The organism is Desulfovibrio desulfuricans DSM 642, assembly GCF_000420465.1.
In the GTDB taxonomy this organism is placed as follows: domain Bacteria; phylum Desulfobacterota; class Desulfovibrionia; order Desulfovibrionales; family Desulfovibrionaceae; genus Desulfovibrio; species Desulfovibrio desulfuricans.
The window spans coordinates 134,801-157,003 of sequence record NZ_ATUZ01000011.1; the positions used below are offsets into that span (position 1 = coordinate 134,801).

Sequence of the window (22,203 nt, forward strand, 5' to 3'; positions counted from 1 at the left end):
GCCGCAGGACGCAAGCGCGGCGTTCCTGAGGCGGCATGGTCTGCCGCAAAAGGCGCAACTTGCGAATCCATGCCGGGTGTGGCATGCTGGCACGTTAGCAAAACTCTTAGTTATGGCGGGTGTGCCGCCGGGAAAATACATGGCCGATTACGATTCCACTATGAATGATTGTGCGGATTCCGCTTCTGATGCCGCGTTGCACGGCATTTCCGTCAGCGAACCCGATGACGCCCTGCCCAGGGTTACCCTTGACGAATTGCCCGAGGCCGTGAGTGCGGCCTGCCGCCGGGCTGGCTGGCAAAGCCTTATGCCCGTGCAGTCGCTGGCCTTGCCCTATCTGCTGGCCGGGCGCGACATCATGGTGCAGTCCCGCACTGGCAGCGGCAAGACTGGCTGCTACCTCTTGCCCATGCTTCCCCATATTTCCGCCGACCTCAAGGCCCCGCAGGCTCTGGTGCTGGCCCCCACGCGCGAGCTCGCCGTTCAGGTTGAGCGAGAGGCCGCTGTAATTTTTGCAGAAACAGGCATCCGCACTGTCGCTGTTTATGGCGGCGTGGGCTATAAAAAGCAGATGGATGCCCTGCGCGACGGCGCGCAGGTTATTGTGGGCACGCCTGGGCGCGTGCTTGACCACTTGCTGCGCCGCACCATGGAACTGCGCGACCTGCGCGTTCTGGTTTTTGACGAGGCCGACCGTATGCTTTCCATCGGGTTTTATCCCGACATGAAGGAAATCCAGAGCTATCTGCCGCAAAAGCGCATCCATACATGCCTGTTTTCCGCCACGTATCCGCCCCATGTACTCAAGCTGGCGCTTGAATTCATGGCGGAACCGGCCATGCTTTCCCTTTCGCAAAAAGAAGTGCACGTGGCCGAAGTGCAGCACCTCTTTTGCGAGGTGAAGCCTATGGATAAAGACCGCGCGCTCGTGCGCCTGCTGGAAACGGAAAACCCCGCCTCCGCCATTATTTTTTGCAATACCAAGTCCAACGTTCATTATGTGACGGGCGTTTTGCAGGGCTTTGGCTACAGCGCCGACGAGCTTTCCGCGGATCTTTCGCAGTCGCGCCGCGAGGCCGTGCTTGAAAAAATCCGCGAGGGCAAGCTGCAATATCTTGTAGCTACGGATGTTGCGGCGCGCGGCATTGACATTGCGCAGCTCTCACACGTCTTTCTGTACGAGCCGCCGGAAGATCACGAAAGCTACATCCATCGCGCAGGCCGCACAGGCCGCGCGGGTGCTGCCGGTACGGTCATTTCGCTGGTGGACGTGATGCAGCGCATGGAGCTTGACCGTATCGCCAAGCACTACAAGATCGGCATAATGCCCCTGCCTCTGCCTTCGGACGAAGACGTGGCGCGGGTAGCCGGAGCCAGACTGACCGCCATTCTTGAAGGGCGGTTCCGCAATCTGACCGGGCTTGAACGCATGCGCGTCGGGCGCTATGCCCAGCTTGCGCGCGATCTGGCCACGCAGAGCGATGAAGAAGACAACGTACTGCTTCTGGCCATGCTGCTGGATGCCTGCCATCAGGAAAGCCTGTGCGAAACGCGCTTTCCCGATGGGCGGCCTCGCGCCGCCGAGGGCCAGCAGCGTCAGTCGCGTCAGGCAAAGCTGGGCCGTTCACGCGGTGCCCGGCCAAAGCCGTCCGGTGGCCGCAGCGCGGACGCAGTGGAAGCCAGCCCCGCTGCCTCTGAAGGGCAGAGCGGGGGATCAGCCCAGGATTCCGGTTCTGATTCCGGCGCTGGCGAGGGCAAATCTTCGCATTCCGGCAATCGTCGCCGCCGTTCCTCGCGACGCCGTGGCGGCAATGCAACCGAGGGTACTGCAGGGCAATCTGCCGACGGGCAGGGCCAGGGTTCGCCCCGCGAGGGCGGAGACTAGGCATTTGGGGATCTTACGAGCAAACAGTTAAGTGTGACAGCCATGCAGAACAGTGACGATCTCACCACGCAGGAGGCATCGACAGACGGTGCCCCGTCTGAAGCCGCGCGCGCGGCTTTGGAGAATTTCAAGGCATTGCTGGCCGATGCCGACTTTACCCTTGAGCTTGAACTGCTGGGCATCAAGCGCATGCAGTTTATGCGCCGCCGCCAGATGCAGTCGGAACTCATGGGGCTCTACATGGCCCTGTGGCGACTGGCGCTGGCGCGGTCTTTTCCTGTTGATGCGCCACGCATGTTTGAGCTTTTTCAGCAGGAATACGTGCGGGCGTACAAGGACAAGCACAGCAGCCATATTGTGCAGCGGGCCAATGAATACTGGGCCATGCTTGAGCCACGGGGCGATGGCGACTTCAGCGAAGTTGCCCGGCACCTGAGTTCCTTTTCCACGCAGGATCCCGGTCAGGCCAAGAGCATCAATCTCAAACTGGTGCTGCATATCCGCAAGATTTACAAACTCGTTTTCGACCGGCTCATCTAGCCGCCGGGCGTGCGCTATCTGTTCGGGAACCGACATATATAATGAAAATCGTCCATTCAGTTGACGCGCTGGGCACCCTCGCGGGTGCGGCCGTCACCATCGGCAATTTCGACGGCGTCCATCTTGGGCATCAGGCTCTTATCCGCCGCACCCTCGAGGTTGCTACGCTGGAAGGCCTGACCCCGGTGGTCATGACCTTCTGGCCGCATCCCCGCCAGGTGCTCTTTCCCGAGCGCGGGCACATGCCCCTCACCACGCGCGAAGACAGGTTCGCCCTGCTTGAAACGCTGGGCGTTCCCTTTGTGCTTGAGCTGCCCTTTACGCGCGAACTGGCCTCGCTGGATGCCGGAACATTCGTGCAGACCATTCTTGAACCCATGCATCTGCGCCGCCTTGTGGTGGGCTACGATTTTACGCTGGGCCGCAACCGTGGGGGGCAGGTCACCGTACTGCGCGAGCTTGGCGCACTGACCGGCTTTACCGTTGAACAGCTTGAACCCGTGCTGGTAGATGGCACGGTGGTCAGCTCCACATCTCTGCGCGGACTTATCGGCCAGGGAGATGTGGCGAGGGCCGCGCGCCTGCTTGGGCGATTCCACGGTTTCAGCGGCGAAGTTGTGCACGGCGATGGGCGCGGGGCTGGCCTGGGCTTCCCCACCGCCAACCAGCGCAAGCCCGAAGTGGTGCTTCCTGTGGAAGGCGTGTACGCCACCCGCGCAACTCTGGACGGGCACGCATGGCCCGCAGTGACCTGTGTGGGCCGCAAACCCACCTTTGGCGACAACGAACTTGGTGTTGAAACTTTTTTGCTGGAAGACGGCAAAAACCTTTATGGTCAGATGATGCGCCTGGAGTTTGTGGGCCGTGTGCGGGGTGAAGAACGCTTTGCCTCCGTGGACGCGCTCAAACAGCGCATTGCCCAGGATGTGAAGGACGCCCGCTCCCTGCTTGCGCAAGCTGCATTTTAGGAGGGTCGGGGGCGGCTGGAGAAACCATGATCTGCGCCGACATTCATAACCATACCGTTGCTTCGCACGGCCTTGCCACAGTGGGCGAAATGTTTGCTGCCGCACTGGCGCGCAATCTGGTCTGGTACGGTTTTTCAGAACATTCCCCCCTGCCGCCCGGTTATTCCTGCCCCTTGTACAAGGGCGACCTCTCCGTGACCTTCCCTGCCTATGCCGACGAAGTACTGGCCTTGAGAGAGCAGACCGCCAGCCCAAAATCTGGCGCGCAGGCCCAACCGCGTGTACTGCTGGGCATGGAGCTTGACTGGCTGCCGGTCAACACACCCTGGATGCGCGATATGGTCAGCCGCTATGCTTTTGACTACATCATCGGCGGGCTGCATTTTGTGGACGATGTGCCTGTAGGCTCTCCCCGCAGTTGGGGGCCGGAGGTTGAGCGCCAAGAGCGTTTTGCGCGTTACGATGCCTATTATGATGCCATGCGTGAGCTGGCTGCCAGCGGGATGGTGGATGTGGTGGCCCACCCGGATTTCATCAAGGTGTGCTGCTTTGATGATTTTCAGGCATGGCTGGCCCTGCCGGGCAGCACCGACCGCATAGCAGCCGTGCTTGAGGCCATGCGCGCTACAGATACAGCCATGGAAGTTTCTTCGGCTGGCTTGCGCAAGCCCTTCCACGAACCCTACCCCGGCCCGGTCATCATGCGCTTGGCGGCGGATCTGGGTCTGCGCATCAGCTTTGGTTCCGATGCGCACAATATGGAAGACACTGGCTCGCACTTCATGGAATTGGCGGCCTATGCCGCGTCCTTTGGTTTTTCGCGCAGCCGCATTTGCGTAAGCCGTGAGCGCAGGGAACTGACGTTCTAGCACGTTTGATGAGTTTTTTGGCGCACATCCCTGCTGATGCAGGGTGCAGAAATATAGAAAAGTCCCCGCTCTTCATATGAAGAACGGGGACTTGCTTTTTGTCGTTTGTTCCGCCGCTTACTGCAGCAGGCCCACAGTCTGGACAATAAATATCTTCCAGCCCTCGGTCAGCGGGAGCTTGCCGTCAAGAGCGTGCAGGCCGGAAACGTGCACATAGTTGCCAAGGCCTGCCGAGGCGCAGAAAAGTCCGGCGTTCTGGTAGAGGGACCCCACGTGCGCCCCGCCCCATTCGTTGCCCTGCGGTATGGCGTAGAGCAGGGTGAGCGAGCCGCCGCCCATCTGGGTGCGCCAGTCGCCATCCAGCACCTTGACGAGGGCGTGGGCGGGTTCATAGAGCCATACGCCGCTTTCAAGGGCCACGTACAGACGCACATCCTGACGGTTCATGGCCGTGGGGGCGGTTCTGCGCCCATCCTCGCGGTTGATGCCCCAAGTCGCCCACAAAAGATCGCTCAACTGCTGGGGCGAAAGTGCCGCGCCGCTGTAGCCCTTTCTGGTAGTGTGGCGCTGGGCCAGGGCCTGCATCAGCGGCATTCCGCCGGTTTTGTTGGGTGCGGGCAGCTCCATGCGGGCGGTGCTGTCCGCAGCGCTCACAGCCTTGGGAGCGGCGGGGATAAGGGCAAGAGCCGCCAGCGATAGCAGCAGGGAAAGTGAGTGTCTGACGGTACGGATCATGGTGTTCTCCGTGTGCTGGTTGGTTTGTTCCAGTAGCGGTTCGCTATGAATTACAGGCAAGATTCGTGTTCCGCAAACGCGTAAGGTCGAGCAGGCCGTTACAGCAGAACGTTCAGATTTCGCTTTTGGGGGAGCGCTCCAGCATGGTACCCAGCGCGGCGACCGCGTGTTCGCCGGTCAAGCCCAGGCGGGGGGCCAGTTGGGGGAGATTTTCAACCGCATCGCAGGGCCGCACGTAGAGCGGCTCCACATCTGCATCAAAATAATCACCGTGACGGGCCAGCAAACACAGCGAGGCCGTATCCGGACAGACCAGCCGGGGCATGGTGAATGGAGAGTCGGTCTCCTCTTCTACGGGAACCATACGCATGCCTTCCAGAGCCGCAAATGCATCGGCATTGCGGGCAAGGCCGCTGCCGCAGATGTGCGTACGGCGGTGCCTGTCGGTGCCATCCGGCAGGGGCGCTCCCTGTGCGGCCTCAATACGGCGCATGGCCTCCTGCGGTGCGCAGAGGTCAACAGCCTGCGTGGGCTGGGCCGGAATCTGCGGCCCATACGACATGAAGGGCTGGCAATGCACAAGATTGCGGCGTGCGTGCGTGAGCACCCATACTGGGGTGCCGTAAAACAGGTTGTGCTGGAGCACGGCGCTGGTGGCAAGAGCCTGCATGTAGTCCAGGCCCGCCAGACGGGCCTTCCCCACGCGGCGCAGGGCCGCGGCGGTGGTAAGCACCAGCCGTATGCCCGTAAAGGAACCCGGCCCGCGCACGCAGGCAATGCGCCGAAAGTCGGCGGGCTTGATGCCAAGACTGCTGCAAATCTCTGCCAGAGCCGGAGCCAGAATTTCAGTCGCTCTGTCGGCCTTGTGCCATTCCTGCACGCAGATCAGCCGCTCGTCTTCGGTGACAATGATCTGGAGCGCCCCCTCTGCGGCATTGAGGATAAGCTCAAGCCCGGTGCCGTTCTGCATTATGAGCCGCTCCCGAACCAGCCGGTATTCTTGAGGATGCGCCACAGGTCGTTATAGGTGGCAAGCAGCATGAGAGCCACCAGCAGGGCAATGCCCGCGCGCATGGCGTAATCCTGCAACCGGGCGTTGAGCGGACGGCGGAAAATTATTTCCCACAGGCAAAAAACAATCTGCCCGCCATCCAGCACGGGGATGGGCAGCAGGTTCAGAATGCCAAGGTTGATGCTGATGAGCGCCGCCAGTGCAAGCAGCCCGGCAAGGCCTTCGTGGGCCTGCTTGCCCACCATCTGCATGATCATGATGGGGCCGCCCACCTGATCCAGCGGCACCACGCGCTCGGCCAGTTTTACAAAACTCTGCCACGTGAGTGAAACCATGTCTGCGGTCTGGCCCGCTCCGGCAATGGCCGCATCGGCAAAGCCGTGCTGCACAAGCCGCACTGCGCCGGAATTACGGATGCCGATAAGCCATGCGCTTTCTTCTTCGCCAAAGATGGTTTTGCGGATAGAACGTTCAGGCGTGAGTTCCACGCTGATGATCATGCCCTGCTCGGGCTGCGCGGCTTCATCGGCGCGGGTTTGATCGTCAGCCTGGGGGGCCATGTCCGGGCGCGAAAGCGTGACGGCAAGCGTTTTGCCGTTGCTCTGCGTGATGGCGTCGGCCATGGCCTGCCAGTTGGCAACGGCAGCGCCGTTGATGCTCACAATGGTGTCGCCGGGCTGAATGCCCGCTTTGTCCGCAGGGCCATTCTGCACAACGCCGCCAACCTGCGGCAGCAGCACGGGGGTGCCCCAGCCAAGGGCCAGGGTCCAGCAGAGCAGCCACGCCAGAATGATATTGGCGGCAGGCCCGGCGGCAACCACAAGCAGACGCTGCCATGCGGGGCGCAAGGCAAAGCTTTCTTTTTCAGTAAAGCCTTCGGGAATGTCCTTGGGGTCGCTTTCGCCCACCAGGGCCACATAGCCGCCGAGCGGCACCAGCGACAGGGCGTATTCCGTCTTACCCTTGCGGTATTTGAGAATCTTGGGGCCAAAGCCCAGCGAGAACGTGGAAACGCCCATGCCAAGACCACGCGCCACGGCAAAGTGCCCCAGTTCGTGGAAAAAGATCAGGCCGCCAAGAACGACCACTACTGCAATAATTGTTGTCAGCACAAGAAACCTCCGTCACGGGCCAGCCCGTAGACCAGCTCGCGGCTCTGGCAGTCAAGACGCTGCATGCGCTCCGCCAGTGTATACGCCTCGATTGTCAGTGCGGCTTCGCTGTCGGTTGCGGAAGCGGCATCTTCAAGGGGCGCGCATAAAGGCTGGTGGCCGGGGTTGGAAGCGCCGTGCGCCTCCAGTGCGGCGGCTATCAGCCGGGGAATGTCCATAAACGCGCAGCGGCCAGTAAGGAAAAGATCCACTGCGGCCTCATTGGCGGCGTTGAGCACTACGCAACGTCCACCACGGTTTTCCAGCCCCTGCCTGGCCAGCCCAAGACAGGGAAAAGCGGTTTCGTCCGGTTCATGAAAGGTAAGCGCCTTTGCCGTAAGGTCAAGCGGCGGTACGTTTACCGGCACGCAGCGCGGCCAGAGCAGACAGGCCGCAATGGCCATGCGCATGTCTGGCGTGCCGAGCTGGGCAAGCTGGCTGCCATCGTGAAACTCCACAAGTGAATGCACCACGGACTGGGGATGCACCAGCACCTTGATGCGCTCGACGGGCACGCCGTAGAGGTGAAAAGCCTCAATGACCTCCAGCCCCTTGTTCATGAGCGTGGCCGAATCAATAGTGATCTTGGCCCCCATGCTCCAGTTGGGATGCTTGAGCGCCTGCTCGGGCGTGACGGCGTTCAGGGCCTCGCGCGTCCAGCCGCGAAACGGCCCGCCAGAGGCTGTGAGAATGAGCCTTTCCACTTCCTGCCCGCGTCCGGCAAGACACTGAAAAATGGCATTGTGTTCGGAATCCACAGGCAGAACAACGGCCCCTGTGCGGGCGCAAACGCGGCGCACAAGGTCGCCAGCCAGCACCAGTGATTCCTTGTTGGCAAGGCAGATGACCTTGCCTGCCAGAGCCGCCGCCAGCGTTCCGGCAAGGCCCGCAGCGCCCACCTGTGCGGAAAGCACGGTGGAAGCCTCGGGCAGGGAGGCCAGCTCCGCGTAACCCTCGCTCCCCACAAGAATGCGGGGGCTGTAGTCCGCAGGCAGAAGCGCGCGCAGTTTGGCTGCGGATTCATCGTCCAGCACAGCCAGATGCGGCGGCCTCCATGTGAGGGCCTGTTCCGCAAGGCGCTGCACGTTGCGGGCGCAGGCAAAACCCACCATGCGGAATGCCTGCGGATGCGCCGCGGCTACTTCCAGCGTACTGCGGCCTATGGAGCCTGTGGAACCCAGCAGCACCAGACTGCGCGGCCATGTTTGCTGCCAGCTTTCACCGGGGGCGTCAGAAAGGTAGTTGATGGAAGGGCCGCCCAGGCCGGGCCAGAGTTGCGCCATGGTGACGTTGTCCTTTAATGGGCGCGCGCAGGTGTTCGCGGCGCTTGTGCGCATAAGATTGATACTGCGGCAAAAAATTCAAGCTCCCCGGTGGGGGATAACCGAGGATTTCAAAATAAAAATGCTCTTAAGGGCCATTAACACTATGAGAAGTTTTGCCCCCAGCCGCAAGCAGGGGGCAAAGGAGTCATAGTGCTAACAGGCCCTAAAAGAAGAAAAACCACTGGTCAACAACGGCCACCATGGGCATGGCAAACAGCAGGCTGTCGGCCCTGTCGAGGATGCCGCCGTGTCCAGGCAGCAGATTGCCGGAATCCTTGATGTTTACCGAGCGCTTGAGGGCGGATTCAAAGAGGTCGCCCAACTGGGCGAAGGCATTGATCGCAATACCCAGCAGTGCAAAGGAGAACCAGCCGGTCTTGCCGTAAATTTCGCCGTAAATGGCGCAAAAGATCACGCAGCCAACAAGGCTGCCCACCGCGCCTTCCGAGCTTTTTTTGGGGCTGACGCGGGGCCACAGTTTGTGGTGGCCGAATCGCGTACCCACAAAGTAGGCGGTGGTGTCGGAAATGGCCACCGCTGCAATAACAAAGATGAGCTTGGTGGTGGAGAGGTAGGTCGCCGGGAGCAGCAGCAGGGGCACATATGCCAGCCCCGCCATAAAGATGCCGCTGGAGGCAAAGGCATTATCGTCTTCAACAACATCCCACCGGAAAAGAAAACTCATGGAGGCCAGCACAAAGCCAGCGCCAAGGCAGACCAGAGCATCTTGCGGCCTGTGCAGCCACGTGAGGCAGATCATGCACCAGCCAAGCACGATGGCGCAAATGCGGCTGGGTACACGGCTGGAACCCCAGAACAGGGAGTAGAACTCCCACAGTCCAAGGGCGCATACCAGCAAAATAACGAACAGCAAGGGCAGGCCTCTGAACCAGAGTGCCAGCAGCAAGACCGCGGCAAGGGCAAGGCCTGTGAAAATACGACGGATATCGATGGATTGCGTTGAAGGATCAATGGGCATCAATTTGCTCCTGTGTTTTGCCGAAGCGGCGCGAACGGGCGGCATAGGCGTCAAGTGCCATGCGGAGCTGCGCAGCGTCGAAGTCCGGCCATGGCACGGGCGTGAAATACAGTTCGCTGTAGGCGCACTGGTAGAGCAGATAATTGCTCAGCCTTTGCTCGCCGCTGGTGCGGATAAGCAGGTCAGGGTCCGGTTGTCCGGCAGTATAAAGATGGTCGGCAACGGCCTGTTCAGTCACGTCTTCAGGGCGCAGGCCTTCGCGCAGCATGGTTTGCACGGCGCGTACAATTTCGCCCCTGCCGCCATAGTTGAGGGCGAGGTTCAGAACCATGTCCCTGCCGCCCTCTGTGCGTTTGATGGCATGGCGCAGGGCCGTGCGCTGGGCAAGGGGCATGGAGTCAAGATCGCCCAGAACGCGCATGGAAATGCCTTGTTCGACCATGCGCGGCACCTCGCGGCTCAAAAATTCCATCAGCAGACTGAAAAGAGCGCTGATTTCTGTCTTGGGGCGGTTCCAGTTTTCGCTGGAAAAGGTGTAGAGCGTGAGGTGGCGTATGCCCAGAGACCGGCATTCGGTCACAATGTTGCGCACGGTTTCCGCGCCAGCGCGGTGGCCTGCTTCGCGGGGCAACCCGCGCGCCTGAGCCCAGCGGCCATTGCCGTCCATGATGATGGCGAGGTGTGTGGGCAGTTTGTCTGGATGATCCGTCATGCAAAAGCCTGTGGTGAAAAGTCCTGCGGGTCTGCGGCCTTGTCTGCGGCGGCAAAGCCGCGCCCCGCAATGTGCTTGCGGGGCGCGCGCAACCCGGGCGGAAAATCCGCCACGGGCTAGATTTCCATGATTTCCTTTTCTTTGGCCGTGCACTTTTTGTCGGCATCAGCCACAAACTTGTCCGTCAGCTTTTGTACGTCTTCAGAAGCCTTCTTCTGTTCGTCTTCGCTGATGGCCTTGTCTTTTTCCAGCTTTTTCAGGCTGTCGTTGGCGTCGCGGCGCACGTTGCGCACCGCCACCTTGGCGTCCTCGGTGTATTTGCGGGCCACCTTGACCAGATCCTTGCGGCGTTCTTCGGTCAACGGCGGTATCATGATGCGGATGACCTTGCCGTCATTGATGGGCGTAAGGCCCAGGTCAGACTTCAGAATGGCCTTTTCAATCACCGAAATGCCGCCCTTGTCCCATGGCTGGATTGTCACGGTGCGGCTGTCGGGCACGGCAACGGAGGCCATCTGGCTGATGGGCGTGGGGGTGCCGTAATAGTCGCCCTTGATGCCGTCCACCAGAGCGGTGGAGGCGCGGCCCGTGCGCAGCTTGGAAAAATCGCGTTCCTGCGCGGCAAGGGCCTTTTCCATACGGTCTTCGGCGTCCAGAAGGATGCTGTCTATATCCATCAGTATTCTCCTTGGGGGGCTCAGTTCTGAACGATGGTGCCTACGGACTCGCCGGTGACGGCGCGGCAGATGTCGCCGCCAAACATGCGGCATACGATGATGGGCACGTTGTTGTCGCGCACAAGGGCAAAGGCCGTGGCGTCCATGACGCCCAGATGGCGCGCCAGTGTTTCGTCATAGGTGATGCTGTCGTACTTGACGGCATCTGAATATTTGTTGGGGTCTTTGTCGTAGATGCCGTCAACCTTGGTGGCCTTGATGATGGCGTCGCACTTCAGTTCCATGCCGCGCAGGGCGGCGGTGGTGTCAGTGGTGAAGTAGGGGTTGCCGGTGCCTGCGGCGCAGATGACCACGCGGCCCTTTTCCATATGGCGCAGGGCGCGGCGGCGGATGAAGGGTTCGCACACTTCCTGCATAGTGATGGCCGAAAGCACGCGCGTGGGGTAGCCCAGCTTTTCCAGCATATCCTGCACGGCCAGCGCGTTGAGCACTGTGGCCAGCATGCCCATGTAGTCGGCGGACGAACGTTCCATGCCCTTGGCCGAGCCGGAAAGCCCGCGAAAAATGTTGCCCCCGCCAATCACAAGGGCCATTTCCACGCCCATTTCGAGCACGGTGCCGATTTCACGGCAGATGGTGGCTACGGTTTCGGGGTCAATGCCGGTCTTGTTTTCTCCGGCCAGGGCCTCGCCGCTCAGCTTGAGCAGCACGCGCTTGTATTTCAGTGTGGGCATGAGTCCGCCTTGGTAAAGGCTGAGGTGTTGCGGGCTTTCGCCGGACGCAGGAAAAGGGCTGGGCTTTTGGCCCCGCCCCAAAACGAAAGAATTGTAACAGAACTTGCGCGCAGCTCAAAGCGTTTTTGCATCTGCAGTCCCGGCAGGGTTGAACTGCCCTGAGCAGATGCCGCTGGCGCAGTCTGGAAACGGCGATTACGCCTATTTGGGCCATTCCTCAACGGTAAATGGCAGGCTTTGGGCCATCTGGGTCAGAGCCTCGCGCGCCTCTCGCTCTCTGTGAGGTGAAAAGATAACTCGCAGCAGGGCGGTCTTGTTTTCAAGTACGGTAAAATAGGCAATGTGCTCATAGGCTTCGAGCAAAAAGCGGAACAGCCCCGTATGCTCCGGCGCAATGCGCACCAAAAGGCTGCCGCTGCGCGTTGGCGGCGGCAGTGCGGGAGCCGGTTTGCGCCTCTCGCGCAGTGAGGGCGGCCCGGAAGCGGAACCCCGTGCGCGCGGCATCAGTACAACCCGGCCCAGCGGGCCAGAATAACAAGGCCGATGCCGAAGGCGATGGTGAGAAAATAGTTCTTTGACCACCACGCGACCAGCAGCGAGGGCAGGGCCACCATCAGAAACAGGTTGGAAGGCCCGGCGTTGAAGTGCCCTTCGTAAAAGAACACGTCCGGCCCCACCAGGGCCGCCATGACGGCGACGGGCACAAAGGACAGCCAGTGCCGCAGCAGCGGGGGCAGGCTGTCGCCCTTCAAAAAGGTGACAGGCAGGATCTTTGGCAGAACCGTAACCAGAACACTGCCAAGCAGGCAGAGCATCAGGGCCGCATTGGTGCTGAACCATCCGTTTTCGTTCATGATTCGGCCTCCTCTGTACGCGGTGTCGCCATGTTGCTGATATCGGGGCTGTCTGCAGCCTTGTTTTGCCGGTCGGCAAGGTCAAGGGGTGCGCCCTCGTGCCGCGCCTTGCGCACCAAGAGCCATGTGCCAAGGCTTGCGCCAAGCACCGTGGCAACGGCAATATTCCACTGGGTCATGCCCGCAGCCTTGAGGCTGATGGAAAGCGTGGTGGTAAAGAGCGCCACCAGCACGTGCAAGCGGCTGACGCACTGCGGCACCAGCAGGGCCAGAAACATGGCGGTGAGCGCATAATCAAGGCCCAGCGGCTTGACATCGCTCACCAGCTCGCCGCAAAACGCGCCGATAGCCGCACCGGAAACCCAGCCCAGCTGCGCGGTCTGGTTGCAGACAAAGAGTGTGGTGAGGCTGCGCTGCCAGCCGTTCTGAAAGGCCGTGACATGGACGGCAAAGGTCTCGTCCGTAAGGCCGAGGCCCAGCAGAAAGCGTTGCCCGCGTGGCAGGCCAGCCAGCCAGGGGGATTCGGCGGCGGATTGCAGCAGATAGCGCAGGTTTACAATAAACACTGCCGCCATGATGGAGAGCGCGCTTGCGCCAGCGCCCCACATGCCCGCGAACACGAACTGGCCGGAGCCGGAAAACATGAGCACGGACATGGCGACAGCCAGAGAGGGGGGGATGTTGTTCTTGACTGCAAGAACCCCAAAAGCGAAGCCTACGGGCAGGTAGCCCAGCACAATGGGCAGTGCGCGCCGCAGGCCCTCCGCCAGGGGGGAAGCGGAAGATATGCCGGACATGTCATAACCTCGATAAAAGTAAGACGATGAGGCTACTCCCTTTGCCCCTGGCTGGCAAGCCGGAGCCGGGTATTGGTTCCAGGCGACAGTGGTGGAGGGAGTAAGGCGGGTGCCCCTTCTGGCATGAGACAAGATGAAGCAAAGGAGAATGCAAGGCAGGGCGTTTCGGTTACTGCCATCCATCCCCGCAGCGAAGTTTACCTGCCTCCGTTGAGGGCCGATGGGGCAGACTCCACGAAGGCAGGTAAACTGTTATGACTCTGTGCTGCAAATATGGATCGTCAGCACCACGTTTTTTGTGAGGCCTTTACCACCAGAACAGTGGATACCTTTTGCGGGCGGCGAGATTATTGGCGGCATAGGCCAGGGCCAGCATGCAGATGGCCCCCGCTGCGCAGGGCAGGAGCACATACCAGTAGCCGAGACTGTGGATGCCTGGACCGCCGATAACGGCGATAAGAGCCGTTGCGCCGCCCGGAGGATGCAGGGTCTGCGTTGCGTGCATGAGGGCAATGGCCGTGGAGACGGCAAGGCCCGAGGCCAGCACCGGATTATCGCTGAACAGGAGCTGGCAGCTCACGCCCACAAGCGCGGAGAGCACGTGCCCGCCCACAAGATTTCGGGGCTGGGCCAGCGGGCTGTGGGGCGCGCCAAAGGCCAGCACGGCGGACGCGCCGAACGAGCCGATGAGCAGGGGCAGATTCCACTCTTGCGAGCAGAGTTTTTCAAGCAGCGCAAGACTGATTATGGACAGGCAACTGCCTGCCCACGCCCAGAATATTTCATTCCAGTCGGCCCTGGGCGGGGCCATTGTGCCCGCACGCAGGCGGCGCAAAACACGCATCATTGGCATCCTCGTTACTAGATGTTGCGAGAGTCGCGGTTGTGAAGCCGTGCTTCCCTGGTTGAATGAACTCTTTGTGGCGGCGCTGGAGCATTTCAACTTTGAAAAAGGTTAAATACTCTAACGCTGCACCAGAGTGCAGCGCGCCACAACTTGGCGTGGGTTCTGCCAAGAATCGCATTTTTCGGCAGAATGACAACTTTGAAATGTGAAGCATTTCAAAGTTAATCTGGTCTAGATGCGGGCCATGGCAAGAAAGGCCGCGTGCAGGGCAGCAAGCAGGGCAATGAGTGTTGGTCCCGCCCAGGCTTGCGTGCCGCGCATGCCGTAGCAGGTTATGGAAAGCGCCTTTTGCGGGCATACGGCTACGCAGTCGCGGCACAGATTGCAGTCTGCATTGGGGCCTGATGTGGTCATGGGATCGCCCATGGCGTCCTGACGGCATACCCGCACGCAGGCCATGCAGCGGCGGCAGGATCCTGTGCGGCGCACGCGCCAGGGGGCAATGCGGCCAATCCACTTTGCCAGCAGCCCCAAGGGGCATAGGCCCCGGCAGTAGGCGGCGTATCCAGCCTTGCGGCTGACCAGCAGTGATGCCGGTACAGCCAGCAGGCCCAGTAACAGGCCGCAGGCAAGAGCCGCCTCCAGCGGTGCGCCCGAAAGACGCAAGAGCAGGGGAACGGCAAGGGTCAGGCCCAGCATGGCAAGCCGCAGATATGGCAGCCACCTGGGCGCGCGGCGGGGAATGGGCAGAGCAGCATTACCGGAACCTGTCTTTGCGGAGCCGGAATTTTTTATCGCAGTCAGTCCACGCGGGCCTCCGGCGCAGGATTTTGCGGCGCTGGCATCCCACACGCCAAAGTAGCAAAGATGGCTGCACCAGGCCGCGCCCGCAACCAGTGTGGAAAAACCGAACAGCCCCAGCATGAACCAGCCGCCGCCACGATAGATGGGCGCGGCGGCGATCAGCCCCGGTACAGGCAGATGCAGTTGCCCGCTGAGCAGAAAACGGCTTTCCAGTGCCAGCCCGAGAACAAGCTGGGCAAAAAAGACCAGTGAAAAGAGCCGCCACAAATGCATTCTAACCTGCGGAACCTTTTTGCCGCTCAGCCATCCGGCTGCGCAGGCCGCCCAAATGCCCGCCAGCGCAAGCTGCAGTGATCCCCATTGAGGGGAAAACCGTTCAATAACCAGCAGTTGCGGCTTCATAAACCAGACTGGCAGCAACAGGCCAAGGCAAAGGAACAGCGCGGCCAGTTGGGTGCGCGCGCTGGAGTCGCCTTCATGGTAGCGTTGTCGTGCGGATTCGCGCAGCAGGGGCAGGGCGGCAAGCGCCGTCAGCAGGGCCACGCTCAGCAGAATAACAGCCAGCCTGTGCCAAGGTTCGCCCATGAACATGCGCATTTGTACAAACTGGGCCGCAGCCCATATCCAGCGGGCGGCCAGCAGGGGCAGCACCAGCAGGAGCAGCAGGCGCACCCATGCGGCGCGGCCCCAGGCCAGCAGGGCCAGAGCAAGGCAGGCGGCGGCGAGGCCTGGCTGACCGCTGCGCCAGAAGTGCGCTCCGGCAGGCAGCAGGGCCAGAAAAGAAGGCAAGGGGATAAGGCGGGAAGCTCCGCGCATGTCAGACTTCCTTTATATTTGGCATGTTATGGCGCTGCTACGCGCCGCCGTGCATGGGGTGAGGCGTTTACTTGGGCAGTTTGCGCTTGCCCACCAGCTCCACAATGTCAATGCGTACCACGCCTGTGCGGGCAAGGGCCGCATCCGGCGTGGGCGTGGGGCAAAGGGCGGCGTAGCGCACTGCCAGGGCGTCAAGGGCGAGGCCCTTTTCCGCCGGGTCATCCACAATCACGGCGCGGCCTGTGCCGCACAGCGATTTGTAATAGGTCGTGGATTTTTCCCTGTGGATGGTCACATCCGCACACAAGGTAAAAGCCACATTGGGGTTGCGGCGGATACAGTCCAGCTTGTGACCTTCAAGGGCGCAGTGGATATAGATGCAGTTGTCCTGGCGCACAAAGTTGAGCGGAATGACATAGGGAAATTCCCCATCGTGCATGGCAAGGCAGAGGTCTTCAGCAGTGGAAAAAACTTCGTCAAAAAATGCCGGGTCAAGGCATTCGCGGTTCTGTTTGCGCATTTGCGGCTCCTGATGCTGGTCTGCTGGCTGGTTACAGCGAGGTATTGCTGCCGATGGGTTCCGGCATGGATAAAATGTCTGCGGCAATGCAAGGGGTTTGCCGCACAGGGACATTGGCAGTGAATTTTTGCAGGCTGCGTTGCCAGTGCAGGCGCGCCGCCGTCAGATCTGCCGCGTCCGGGTGACGCTCAGCCTCGCGCAGGCGGGCCAGACGCTCTGGGTTCAGGGGATGACCGCCCTTGCGCTGCGACGCTGCAACCACCTGTGGATTGACGCGGCCCTGACACAAGAATCCATCAACTACCGTATTGCCGCCAGCCTGTAAAATTTCGTGCGTTGCTGCCATGCAGCGGCGGGCGTGGTCTGAATGGGGCCATGCGCCCAGCGTGCCGAAAAAAAACACGTGCTTGCCGCGCACGCGATCCATGTAGCGCAGGGCGCGGGCATCAGGCAGACCTTTGCGCACCCAGAACCCCAGGGCCAGAACATCAAAGTCGTCCGGCTCTGGAGCGTTGCACACGGGGAAGCAGGGAAGACCCGAGGTGTCGGCCAGAGCTTCAGCCACTTTGCGGGTATTGCCCGTGCAGGAAGAATAAACAATGCAAGCGTTCATGCTGATCCTGGAAATTTGTTTTGAGAATTTTCATTCTCAACGCGTATGATGCGCTCTTTGGCGAACGCGCACTCATAATGGCGGTGCGGCCTGGTCGGCGGCTTCATCACTACATAGATGTCAAAGCTGCGCTTACAGCCAACAGCGCGGTATCAAATGAATGAATCTATGCTTCGGCCCTTTCGCGCAGGGCGTTGGCATCAAGCAGAATGATGCGGCGGCGGTCGCGGTCAATGAGACCGGCTGATGCCAGGGCGCTGAGTTCCCGGCTCAGGCTCTCGCGGCTTATGCCCATCTGGCGGGCCAGGGTTTCCTGGGTGACGCCCATGCTCAGGGTGGCGCTTTTTTCCATTTTTGCCCTGTGCAGCAGCCATGCCGCTACCCGGCCCGAAACGGAAATGCGACCCTGCGACCCCGCAATCTTGTTGATGAACAGGCGTTGGCGCAGGCTCATGGCCGCCAGCATGGCGACTCCCAGGGCCGCGTCGTTGCGCAGGGCTTCAAGCAGGGCCTTGCGTTCCAGCCGTAAAACTACGCCGTTCTGCACCCCGATAGCCGTTACAGGCAGGCCTTCTTCATAAAAAAGCACCCCTGCGTCCAGCATTCTGCCGCAACGCACAAGGTGCAGCACACATTCCTTGCCCTGAGCCGAATGGCGGCACAACTTGACCATGCCCGAGAGCAGCAGCATGGCATCGGCAGTGGCTTCACCCTCGCGAAAAAGTGTCGCGCCCTGGCTGAATGGCTGCACACGGGCGTGCAGGGCCAGCTTTTGGCGTTCAGTATCCGACATGGCCGCAAAAGGGCCGGTTTGCAAGGCAGCATGGATGGTTTGCAGGTCGCTGTTTTCCATCTCGTCTCCCCTCAGACCGCAGCATGTACGCGGGCGGTCTGGTATTGCAGTTTCGTTTACGTCTGTACGGAACGCCTCAGTGCCATCGGCTGACTGCAAGGCCTGTTGTCAGCAACACTGGCAATACACCAGAAATGACCGGGATGTTCTGTGACCAAGATCACAAAAACTTGCAATTCAAAGCTGCATTTCAGGCTAAAGCAAAGCAACATGGTGTATATTAAGGTGATTTTAGAACAGGGTGCAAGTGAAATGAATTAACTGTTCTGCAAGGATGTTCCCGAAAATCCTTGCCATGAAATGCGAGCAGGCAGAATGTTGCCTGCCGTAGCCGGCATTACAAGTAGCAACGGCTTTACAGGCAGCAATCTGCGGGTATGCGCGGCATTTTCATAAAGCGCAAAGCCTCGGCGCAGAAGTCGGGATAATCCGACTGCCGCGCCGAGGCCTGAGTGTGCAGAGTGGGCAGAAGCGCTTACTTCTTGCCGCCCTTCCTGGTTGCCTTTTTGTTGCTCTTGGCAGGCTTGGAGGCCGCAGCCTTGGGCGCTGCCGGGGCAGCCTCGGGCTTGGTTTCAACCGGTGTCGCCGCAGCGAGTTCCGTTGCCGGGGCTTCAGCCGCAGGCTCCGTCTTGACTTCAGGCGCGGGCGCTGGGGCTTCTTCCACTACCGGAGCGGTATTGGCTTCGGCAGGGGCTTCCACAGGAGCCTCGACCTTGGGTTCCTCGGCCTTGGGCGCTACGGGAGATTCCACAACAGGTGCCGGAGCCGCTGCTTCCGCCACAGGGGCGGCAGGGGCTTCAGCCTTGGCTTCTTCAGGGGTGCGGCCAGCAGCGGTCACGGATGCACGGGGCCCGGGTTCGGCCACGGGAGCGGCGGGTTTTTCCGGCGCGCCTTCAATGGCGGGCTTCTTTTCCGGCGCGGGGGCTTCCACCACAGAACCGTCTGCCAGCACCAGCGAAAGGGCGTGGGCCGGGCAGGCTTCCATGCAGGCGGTGATGCGCTTGCCGTTTTCCATGCGCCATGCGCGGCACATGTCGCAGCGCACGGCCACTTCGCGGCGGGCGCGCTGGGCCAGGGTTTCACCATCGTCGCCATCCACGGAGGGCATGCCGATGGTGTCAAGGGTGATGGTGCCGTAAGGGCATGCAGCGATGCACATCTTACAGGCAACACAGTATTGTACACGCATGATGATGCGGCCATCGGCATCCTGCTGCAGTGCGCCGGTGGGGCACACGTTGGCGCAGGGCGCGTGGTCGCACTGGTGGCAACGCACGGTGGTCTTGAAGCCTTCGGCCTTGACCACCTGTACGCGCGAAACCAGTTCGTCGCGGTGTTTCATGGCCTCTTTAAAGCTCATGCCGTGGTGGGCGGCAATGCAGGCCACTTCACAGCGGCGGCAGGCGCGGCATTTGTCGGGTACGACCTGGATATGTTCAGTCATGGTCCGTTTCCTCGGATGCAACGTGCAGGGCCATAAGCGTCATCCCATGACCCCCGTTGAAGTGGATGTTTTCGCCGCCGCAACTGGGGCAGACGAAATGCCGTTGCGTCAGGCTGAATTCATGTCCGCACTGATTGCAGGTACAGGCCAGGGGCGCGCAGGCAAGCGTAAGCTTTGCGCCCTCGGCAAGGGTCCCTTCCGCCAGCAGTTCAAAGCAGGCGGTGAGCGTTTGCGCTTCCACGCAGGCAAGCAGGCCCAGTTCGCACTGGAATTCCGCAATACGGCTGACCGGAGATTCCGGATGCGCCTTATTGTGGTCTTCCACAGCCTTGATGGCCATGTTCAGTAGTCCCTGAACCAGCGTTGCCTCATGCATGGATCAAACTCTCCAACCCTTTATGCCTAGCGTTCGGTGCAGGAAACGCATGGGTCGATGCTGTTGGTTATCAGCGCCACATCGGCCACCTTGCAGTCACGCATCATGACGCCCAGGGCCTTCCAGTTCATGTAGGAAGGCACACGCCATTTGAGGCGCGAGGGCATATCCGTGCCGTTGGTGCGAATGTAGTAAAACACTTCGCCGCGCGGGGCTTCGGTGCGGGCGCAGGCCTCTGCCGTGCGGATCTGGCGCATGGGTGCCGTGATCTCGCCCTCGGGCATCCTTTCGATGCACTGGCGGATGAGGCTGAACGATTCAAATATCTCATGCAGCCGCACCATGGTGCGTGAGTTCACGCAGCAGCCGTGCTCAAGAACCGAGTTGAAGTTCAGCTTGCCGTAGGCGGCGTAAGGCGAATCCTTGCGCACGTCGATGGCAACGCCGGAACCGCGGGCCACGGGGCCAACAATGCCAAGATGCACTGCGTCTTCCTTGGGCAGCAGGCCAAGGCCCTTGGTGCGGCCAAGAACCATGCCGTTGGTGGCGTAGATCTCGCGGATTTCATCCACCTGCGGTTCAACCTTGGCAAGGGTCTTGAGCATGTAGTCCAAAAGCTCGGGGGTGACGTTGTACTTAACGCCGCCGATGCAGTTGGCCGCCAGATTCATGCGGTTGCCGTAGACGGTTTCCTTGAGATCCTGCATCATTTCACGCACTTCCATCACGTGCATGAACAGCGACTTGAAGCCGATGATATGCGCCTGAATGGCCGTGTTGAACAGGTGCGAGGCAATGCGCTTGATTTCTTCAGCCACCACGCGCAGGTAGCAGGCGCGCTCGGGAATGGTGATGCCGAGCACGTTTTCCACCACCATGCTGTAGGTGAAGGAGTGGCTGTTGGAGCACAGCGAGCACACGCGTTCGGTAAGGGTGACGTTCTTGACGAGGTTGCGCTGGGTAGCCATGGCTTCCATGCCGCGGTGCACGTGACCGGAGGTCAGCTCCACGTGGCGAACCGTTTCACCCTCCACCGTGAGGTGGAAATATACCGGTTCCTCAAGGGCCACGTGTACGGGGCCCAGAGGCATGGTGAAGGTGTTACTCATGGTTGCGCTCCTTGTCATTGAGAATGCGTTCCCAGAGGTCGGTGGTGCAGGCCCCGTTCATCATGATGGACAGGGGCACGGCCTCGTTGAGAATGCCTGCGTCAAGCTCTTCATCCAGAAACAGGCGCGTTGGATTGGGGTGGCCTGTAACCTGAATGCCGTAGAGTTCCATCATTTCCCGTTCGTGCCAGTCGGCATTGGCAAACAGGGGGGTGATGGAGGGCACGGTGGGCCACTCGCCGTTAAGGGTCACAGTCATGTTGTAAACCACGCCGTCCAGCTCAAAGTGGTAGCAAACTTCCTGCATGGGTTCGCTGAGCTGGCGGCGGTTGTAAGCGGTGGTCATGCACAGGCGCGCCTTGGCTTCGCTCATGATGGCGGCGGCATCCTGCAACATGCGGGGCGTACCCAGCCTGAACCAGTGAAAAGCGTTGCCGAAGCTGTCCGTGCTGTGGTGTACGGCGTCGTCTTCGGTACACAGGGCTGAAAGCCCCTCGATGACTTTGGCGTTGCCGTTAATTGTCTCTTGCATATGTTCTCCGCGGGTATGAACCGCTAATCCTTGGTGGGAGCGGCAGAAGTGACGCTGGTCGCCGCTGCCTCGCCGCTTGCGGCGGGCAGTACGCAGGCATTGCGTTTGGCGTCCTCAAGCTGGCGGCATTTGGGGCAGAGCCTGCGCGTCAGATCCCTGTCGATTTCATCATTATAGGCATAGAGCTTTTCGGCCAGCTTTTTGGGCAGGGGGCGCATAAGCTCGCCGCAACCGGCGCAGGGTTCGTAGCGAATCGTCTGCTGTTCGATGCGGTTGAATTTTTCCGATTCCGGATGCGCGGTGTGCCAGTCGGTCGTGATGCTCATGGCCCCGGTGGGGCAGTAATGGCGGCATGAGGCGCACAGGCAGCAGGAGTTTTGCCATATGGTGATGGTAAAACCCTTGCGGTCGGGCAGCGGCGAGATGTTGATGGCCCCTGCCGCGCACGAGTGACGGCAGATGCCGCAGCCCATGCACAGATCGGGATCCACAACAGCCTTGCCGCGAAGCCTTTCGGGGGTGAAGGTTTCGCCCAAGGGGAAGGGGTCGGTACTTGGACCTTCCAGCAAATTGCGGAACAGAACTTTCAGAAAGCCCGCCATATCACTCCTCCACGCCCAGTTTTTTCAGCCAGATGGAACGCGCCAGCACCACAGCCTCAAGAATGGCCTGTGGACGAGGCGGGCAACCGGGCACGTTGACGTCTACCGGGATGTAGCGGTCAAGCGGGCCTTCAATGGAATAGCCTTCGCGGAACACGCCACCCGAGATGGGGCAGATGCCCACCGCCACAGTGACCTTGGGTTCGGGAATTTCGTTCCACACTTTAAGCACGCGGTCGCGCACCCTGGTGGTCAGCGGGCCTGTTACAAGCACAATGTCGGCATGGCGGGGGCTGCCGCAATAGCGGCAACCCAGGCGTTCCACGTCATAGCGCGGAATACAGGCCGTGGTTGCCAGTTCCACGTCGCAACCGTTGCACGAGCCAGCGTTGATGCGGAAAAGCCACGGCGACCGCACGGAGAGTTTTTTAAGCATGTTATCCAGCGAC

Annotated in this window: 26 protein-coding genes; 4 read left to right on the plus strand and 22 right to left on the minus strand. The window is 60.7% G+C overall.

Features of this window, described 5'->3' with window-relative positions; genetic code table 11:
• The first annotated feature begins 160 nt into the window (after positions 1–160).
• The 4 genes from G449_RS15620 to G449_RS0102155 are packed head-to-tail and all read left to right on the plus strand — an operon-like array spanning position 161 to position 4,262.
• Positions 161–1,885, plus strand: coding sequence for a DEAD/DEAH box helicase (locus G449_RS15620; protein WP_245559820.1), 1,725 nt, complete (start codon positions 161–163; stop codon positions 1,883–1,885).
• Positions 1,886–1,927: 42 nt separating this feature from the next.
• Complete coding sequence (locus G449_RS0102145) at positions 1,928–2,425, plus strand: hypothetical protein (RefSeq protein WP_022657660.1); 498 nt, start codon at positions 1,928–1,930, stop codon at positions 2,423–2,425.
• A gap of 41 nt (positions 2,426–2,466) precedes the next feature.
• The gene (locus G449_RS0102150; RefSeq protein WP_022657661.1) at positions 2,467–3,393 is read left to right on the plus strand and encodes a bifunctional riboflavin kinase/FAD synthetase; all 927 of its coding nucleotides are present in this window, start codon (positions 2,467–2,469) and stop codon (positions 3,391–3,393) included.
• A gap of 26 nt (positions 3,394–3,419) precedes the next feature.
• The gene (locus G449_RS0102155) at positions 3,420–4,262 is read left to right on the plus strand and encodes a histidinol-phosphatase (protein WP_022657662.1); all 843 of its coding nucleotides are present in this window, start codon (positions 3,420–3,422) and stop codon (positions 4,260–4,262) included.
• Between the two features lie 117 nt (positions 4,263–4,379).
• On the opposite strand, the gene G449_RS0102160 is transcribed toward G449_RS0102155, so the two are convergent.
• The 22 genes from G449_RS0102160 to G449_RS0102285 form a co-directional block, all read right to left on the minus strand.
• A complete protein-coding gene (locus G449_RS0102160) occupies positions 4,380–4,997 on the minus strand; it encodes a nitroreductase family protein (protein WP_022657663.1) in 618 nt (205 codons plus the stop codon).
• Between the two features lie 112 nt (positions 4,998–5,109).
• On the minus strand, positions 5,110–5,967 hold the full coding sequence (tsaB, locus tag G449_RS0102165; protein ID WP_022657664.1) for a tRNA (adenosine(37)-N6)-threonylcarbamoyltransferase complex dimerization subunit type 1 TsaB: 858 nt from the start codon (positions 5,965–5,967) through the stop codon (positions 5,110–5,112).
• Positions 5,967–7,121 (minus strand): RIP metalloprotease RseP, encoded by a 1,155-nt coding sequence (rseP, locus tag G449_RS0102170; protein ID WP_022657665.1) that lies wholly within the window; start codon positions 7,119–7,121, stop codon positions 5,967–5,969. The genes tsaB and rseP overlap by 1 nt, the downstream gene beginning before the upstream one ends.
• Positions 7,115–8,443 (minus strand): 1-deoxy-D-xylulose-5-phosphate reductoisomerase, encoded by a 1,329-nt coding sequence (gene dxr / locus G449_RS0102175; protein ID WP_022657666.1) that lies wholly within the window; start codon positions 8,441–8,443, stop codon positions 7,115–7,117. The genes rseP and dxr overlap by 7 nt, the downstream gene beginning before the upstream one ends.
• Positions 8,444–8,648: 205 nt before the next feature.
• Positions 8,649–9,464, minus strand: coding sequence for a phosphatidate cytidylyltransferase (locus G449_RS0102185; protein ID WP_022657668.1), 816 nt, complete (start codon positions 9,462–9,464; stop codon positions 8,649–8,651).
• Positions 9,454–10,176, minus strand: coding sequence for an undecaprenyl pyrophosphate synthase (locus tag G449_RS0102190; protein WP_022657669.1), 723 nt, complete (start codon positions 10,174–10,176; stop codon positions 9,454–9,456). The genes G449_RS0102185 and G449_RS0102190 overlap by 11 nt, the downstream gene beginning before the upstream one ends.
• 116 nt (positions 10,177–10,292) lie before the next feature.
• The gene (gene frr, locus G449_RS0102200) at positions 10,293–10,853 is read right to left on the minus strand and encodes a ribosome recycling factor (protein ID WP_022657671.1); all 561 of its coding nucleotides are present in this window, start codon (positions 10,851–10,853) and stop codon (positions 10,293–10,295) included.
• Between the two features lie 20 nt (positions 10,854–10,873).
• Complete coding sequence (gene pyrH / locus G449_RS0102205) at positions 10,874–11,587, minus strand: UMP kinase (protein WP_022657672.1); 714 nt, start codon at positions 11,585–11,587, stop codon at positions 10,874–10,876.
• Between the two features lie 201 nt (positions 11,588–11,788).
• On the minus strand, positions 11,789–12,091 hold the full coding sequence (locus tag G449_RS0102210) for a DUF4911 domain-containing protein (RefSeq protein WP_051135363.1): 303 nt from the start codon (positions 12,089–12,091) through the stop codon (positions 11,789–11,791).
• Positions 12,091–12,441 (minus strand): AzlD domain-containing protein, encoded by a 351-nt coding sequence (locus G449_RS0102215; RefSeq protein WP_022657673.1) that lies wholly within the window; start codon positions 12,439–12,441, stop codon positions 12,091–12,093. The genes G449_RS0102210 and G449_RS0102215 overlap by 1 nt, the downstream gene beginning before the upstream one ends.
• Positions 12,438–13,238: an AzlC family ABC transporter permease gene (locus G449_RS15625; protein WP_022657674.1), complete on the minus strand. Its 801-nt coding sequence runs from the start codon at positions 13,236–13,238 to the stop codon at positions 12,438–12,440. Before G449_RS15625 ends, G449_RS0102215 begins: the two co-directional genes overlap by 4 nt.
• Positions 13,239–13,545: 307 nt before the next feature.
• Positions 13,546–14,085 carry an HPP family protein gene (locus tag G449_RS0102225; RefSeq protein WP_022657675.1) on the minus strand — a complete coding sequence of 180 codons (540 nt, stop codon included), beginning with the start codon at positions 14,083–14,085 and terminating at the stop codon, positions 13,546–13,548.
• Positions 14,086–14,316: 231 nt separating this feature from the next.
• Positions 14,317–15,705 (minus strand): 4Fe-4S binding protein, encoded by a 1,389-nt coding sequence (locus G449_RS0102230; RefSeq protein ID WP_022657676.1) that lies wholly within the window; start codon positions 15,703–15,705, stop codon positions 14,317–14,319.
• 67 nt (positions 15,706–15,772) lie between these two features.
• Entirely contained in the window at positions 15,773–16,225 is a 453-nt protein-coding gene (locus G449_RS0102235; RefSeq protein ID WP_022657677.1) for a pyridoxamine 5'-phosphate oxidase family protein, read from the minus strand.
• A gap of 31 nt (positions 16,226–16,256) precedes the next feature.
• Complete coding sequence (locus G449_RS15630; RefSeq protein WP_022657678.1) at positions 16,257–16,838, minus strand: flavodoxin family protein; 582 nt, start codon at positions 16,836–16,838, stop codon at positions 16,257–16,259.
• Positions 16,839–17,004: 166 nt separating this feature from the next.
• On the minus strand, positions 17,005–17,691 hold the full coding sequence (locus G449_RS0102250; protein WP_022657680.1) for a Crp/Fnr family transcriptional regulator: 687 nt from the start codon (positions 17,689–17,691) through the stop codon (positions 17,005–17,007).
• A 475-nt stretch (positions 17,692–18,166) separates the two neighbouring features.
• Positions 18,167–19,135 carry a 4Fe-4S dicluster domain-containing protein gene (locus G449_RS18600; protein ID WP_245170817.1) on the minus strand — a complete coding sequence of 323 codons (969 nt, stop codon included), beginning with the start codon at positions 19,133–19,135 and terminating at the stop codon, positions 18,167–18,169.
• Positions 19,128–19,511, minus strand: coding sequence for a hydrogenase maturation nickel metallochaperone HypA/HybF (locus G449_RS0102265; RefSeq protein ID WP_022657681.1), 384 nt, complete (start codon positions 19,509–19,511; stop codon positions 19,128–19,130). The genes G449_RS18600 and G449_RS0102265 overlap by 8 nt, the downstream gene beginning before the upstream one ends.
• A 26-nt stretch (positions 19,512–19,537) precedes the next feature.
• Positions 19,538–20,620 (minus strand): hydrogenase large subunit, encoded by a 1,083-nt coding sequence (locus tag G449_RS0102270; RefSeq protein WP_022657682.1) that lies wholly within the window; start codon positions 20,618–20,620, stop codon positions 19,538–19,540.
• Positions 20,613–21,152: an NADH-quinone oxidoreductase subunit C gene (locus G449_RS0102275; protein ID WP_022657683.1), complete on the minus strand. Its 540-nt coding sequence runs from the start codon at positions 21,150–21,152 to the stop codon at positions 20,613–20,615. Before G449_RS0102275 ends, G449_RS0102270 begins: the two co-directional genes overlap by 8 nt.
• 23 nt (positions 21,153–21,175) lie before the next feature.
• Positions 21,176–21,754 (minus strand): 4Fe-4S binding protein, encoded by a 579-nt coding sequence (locus tag G449_RS0102280; RefSeq protein ID WP_022657684.1) that lies wholly within the window; start codon positions 21,752–21,754, stop codon positions 21,176–21,178.
• A gap of 1 nt (position 21,755) precedes the next feature.
• Entirely contained in the window at positions 21,756–22,190 is a 435-nt protein-coding gene (locus G449_RS0102285; RefSeq protein WP_034604940.1) for an NADH-quinone oxidoreductase subunit B family protein, read from the minus strand.
• Between the last annotated feature and the right edge of the window lie 13 nt (positions 22,191–22,203).

Coding starts and splice junctions, on each gene's coding strand:
- G449_RS15625 (WP_022657674.1), bottom strand. CDS start 13,238: ATGTCCGGCATATCTTCCGCTTCCCCCCTGGCGGAGGGCCTGCGGCGC.
- G449_RS0102215 (WP_022657673.1), bottom strand. CDS start 12,441: ATGAACGAAAACGGATGGTTCAGCACCAATGCGGCCCTGATGCTCTGC.
- G449_RS0102280 (WP_022657684.1), bottom strand. CDS start 21,754: ATGGCGGGCTTTCTGAAAGTTCTGTTCCGCAATTTGCTGGAAGGTCCA.
- G449_RS0102185 (WP_022657668.1), bottom strand. CDS start 9,464: ATGCCCATTGATCCTTCAACGCAATCCATCGATATCCGTCGTATTTTC.
- G449_RS0102285 (WP_034604940.1), bottom strand. CDS start 22,190: ATGCTTAAAAAACTCTCCGTGCGGTCGCCGTGGCTTTTCCGCATCAAC.
- frr (WP_022657671.1), bottom strand. CDS start 10,853: ATGGATATAGACAGCATCCTTCTGGACGCCGAAGACCGTATGGAAAAG.
- G449_RS0102275 (WP_022657683.1), bottom strand. CDS start 21,152: ATGCAAGAGACAATTAACGGCAACGCCAAAGTCATCGAGGGGCTTTCA.
- G449_RS0102235 (WP_022657677.1), bottom strand. CDS start 16,225: ATGCGCAAACAGAACCGCGAATGCCTTGACCCGGCATTTTTTGACGAA.
- pyrH (WP_022657672.1), bottom strand. CDS start 11,587: ATGCCCACACTGAAATACAAGCGCGTGCTGCTCAAGCTGAGCGGCGAG.
- G449_RS0102190 (WP_022657669.1), bottom strand. CDS start 10,176: ATGACGGATCATCCAGACAAACTGCCCACACACCTCGCCATCATCATG.
- G449_RS15630 (WP_022657678.1), bottom strand. CDS start 16,838: ATGAACGCTTGCATTGTTTATTCTTCCTGCACGGGCAATACCCGCAAA.
- dxr (WP_022657666.1), bottom strand. CDS start 8,443: ATGGCGCAACTCTGGCCCGGCCTGGGCGGCCCTTCCATCAACTACCTT.
- G449_RS0102250 (WP_022657680.1), bottom strand. CDS start 17,691: ATGGAAAACAGCGACCTGCAAACCATCCATGCTGCCTTGCAAACCGGC.
- G449_RS0102160 (WP_022657663.1), bottom strand. CDS start 4,997: ATGATCCGTACCGTCAGACACTCACTTTCCCTGCTGCTATCGCTGGCG.
- G449_RS0102270 (WP_022657682.1), bottom strand. CDS start 20,620: ATGAGTAACACCTTCACCATGCCTCTGGGCCCCGTACACGTGGCCCTT.
- G449_RS0102210 (WP_051135363.1), bottom strand. CDS start 12,091: ATGCCGCGCGCACGGGGTTCCGCTTCCGGGCCGCCCTCACTGCGCGAG.
- G449_RS0102225 (WP_022657675.1), bottom strand. CDS start 14,085: ATGATGCGTGTTTTGCGCCGCCTGCGTGCGGGCACAATGGCCCCGCCC.
- G449_RS15620 (WP_245559820.1), top strand. CDS start 161: ATGAATGATTGTGCGGATTCCGCTTCTGATGCCGCGTTGCACGGCATT.
- G449_RS0102230 (WP_022657676.1), bottom strand. CDS start 15,705: ATGCGCGGAGCTTCCCGCCTTATCCCCTTGCCTTCTTTTCTGGCCCTG.
- tsaB (WP_022657664.1), bottom strand. CDS start 5,967: ATGCAGAACGGCACCGGGCTTGAGCTTATCCTCAATGCCGCAGAGGGG.
- G449_RS18600 (WP_245170817.1), bottom strand. CDS start 19,135: ATGACTGAACATATCCAGGTCGTACCCGACAAATGCCGCGCCTGCCGC.
- G449_RS0102155 (WP_022657662.1), top strand. CDS start 3,420: ATGATCTGCGCCGACATTCATAACCATACCGTTGCTTCGCACGGCCTT.
- G449_RS0102265 (WP_022657681.1), bottom strand. CDS start 19,511: ATGCATGAGGCAACGCTGGTTCAGGGACTACTGAACATGGCCATCAAG.
- G449_RS0102145 (WP_022657660.1), top strand. CDS start 1,928: ATGCAGAACAGTGACGATCTCACCACGCAGGAGGCATCGACAGACGGT.
- G449_RS0102150 (WP_022657661.1), top strand. CDS start 2,467: ATGAAAATCGTCCATTCAGTTGACGCGCTGGGCACCCTCGCGGGTGCG.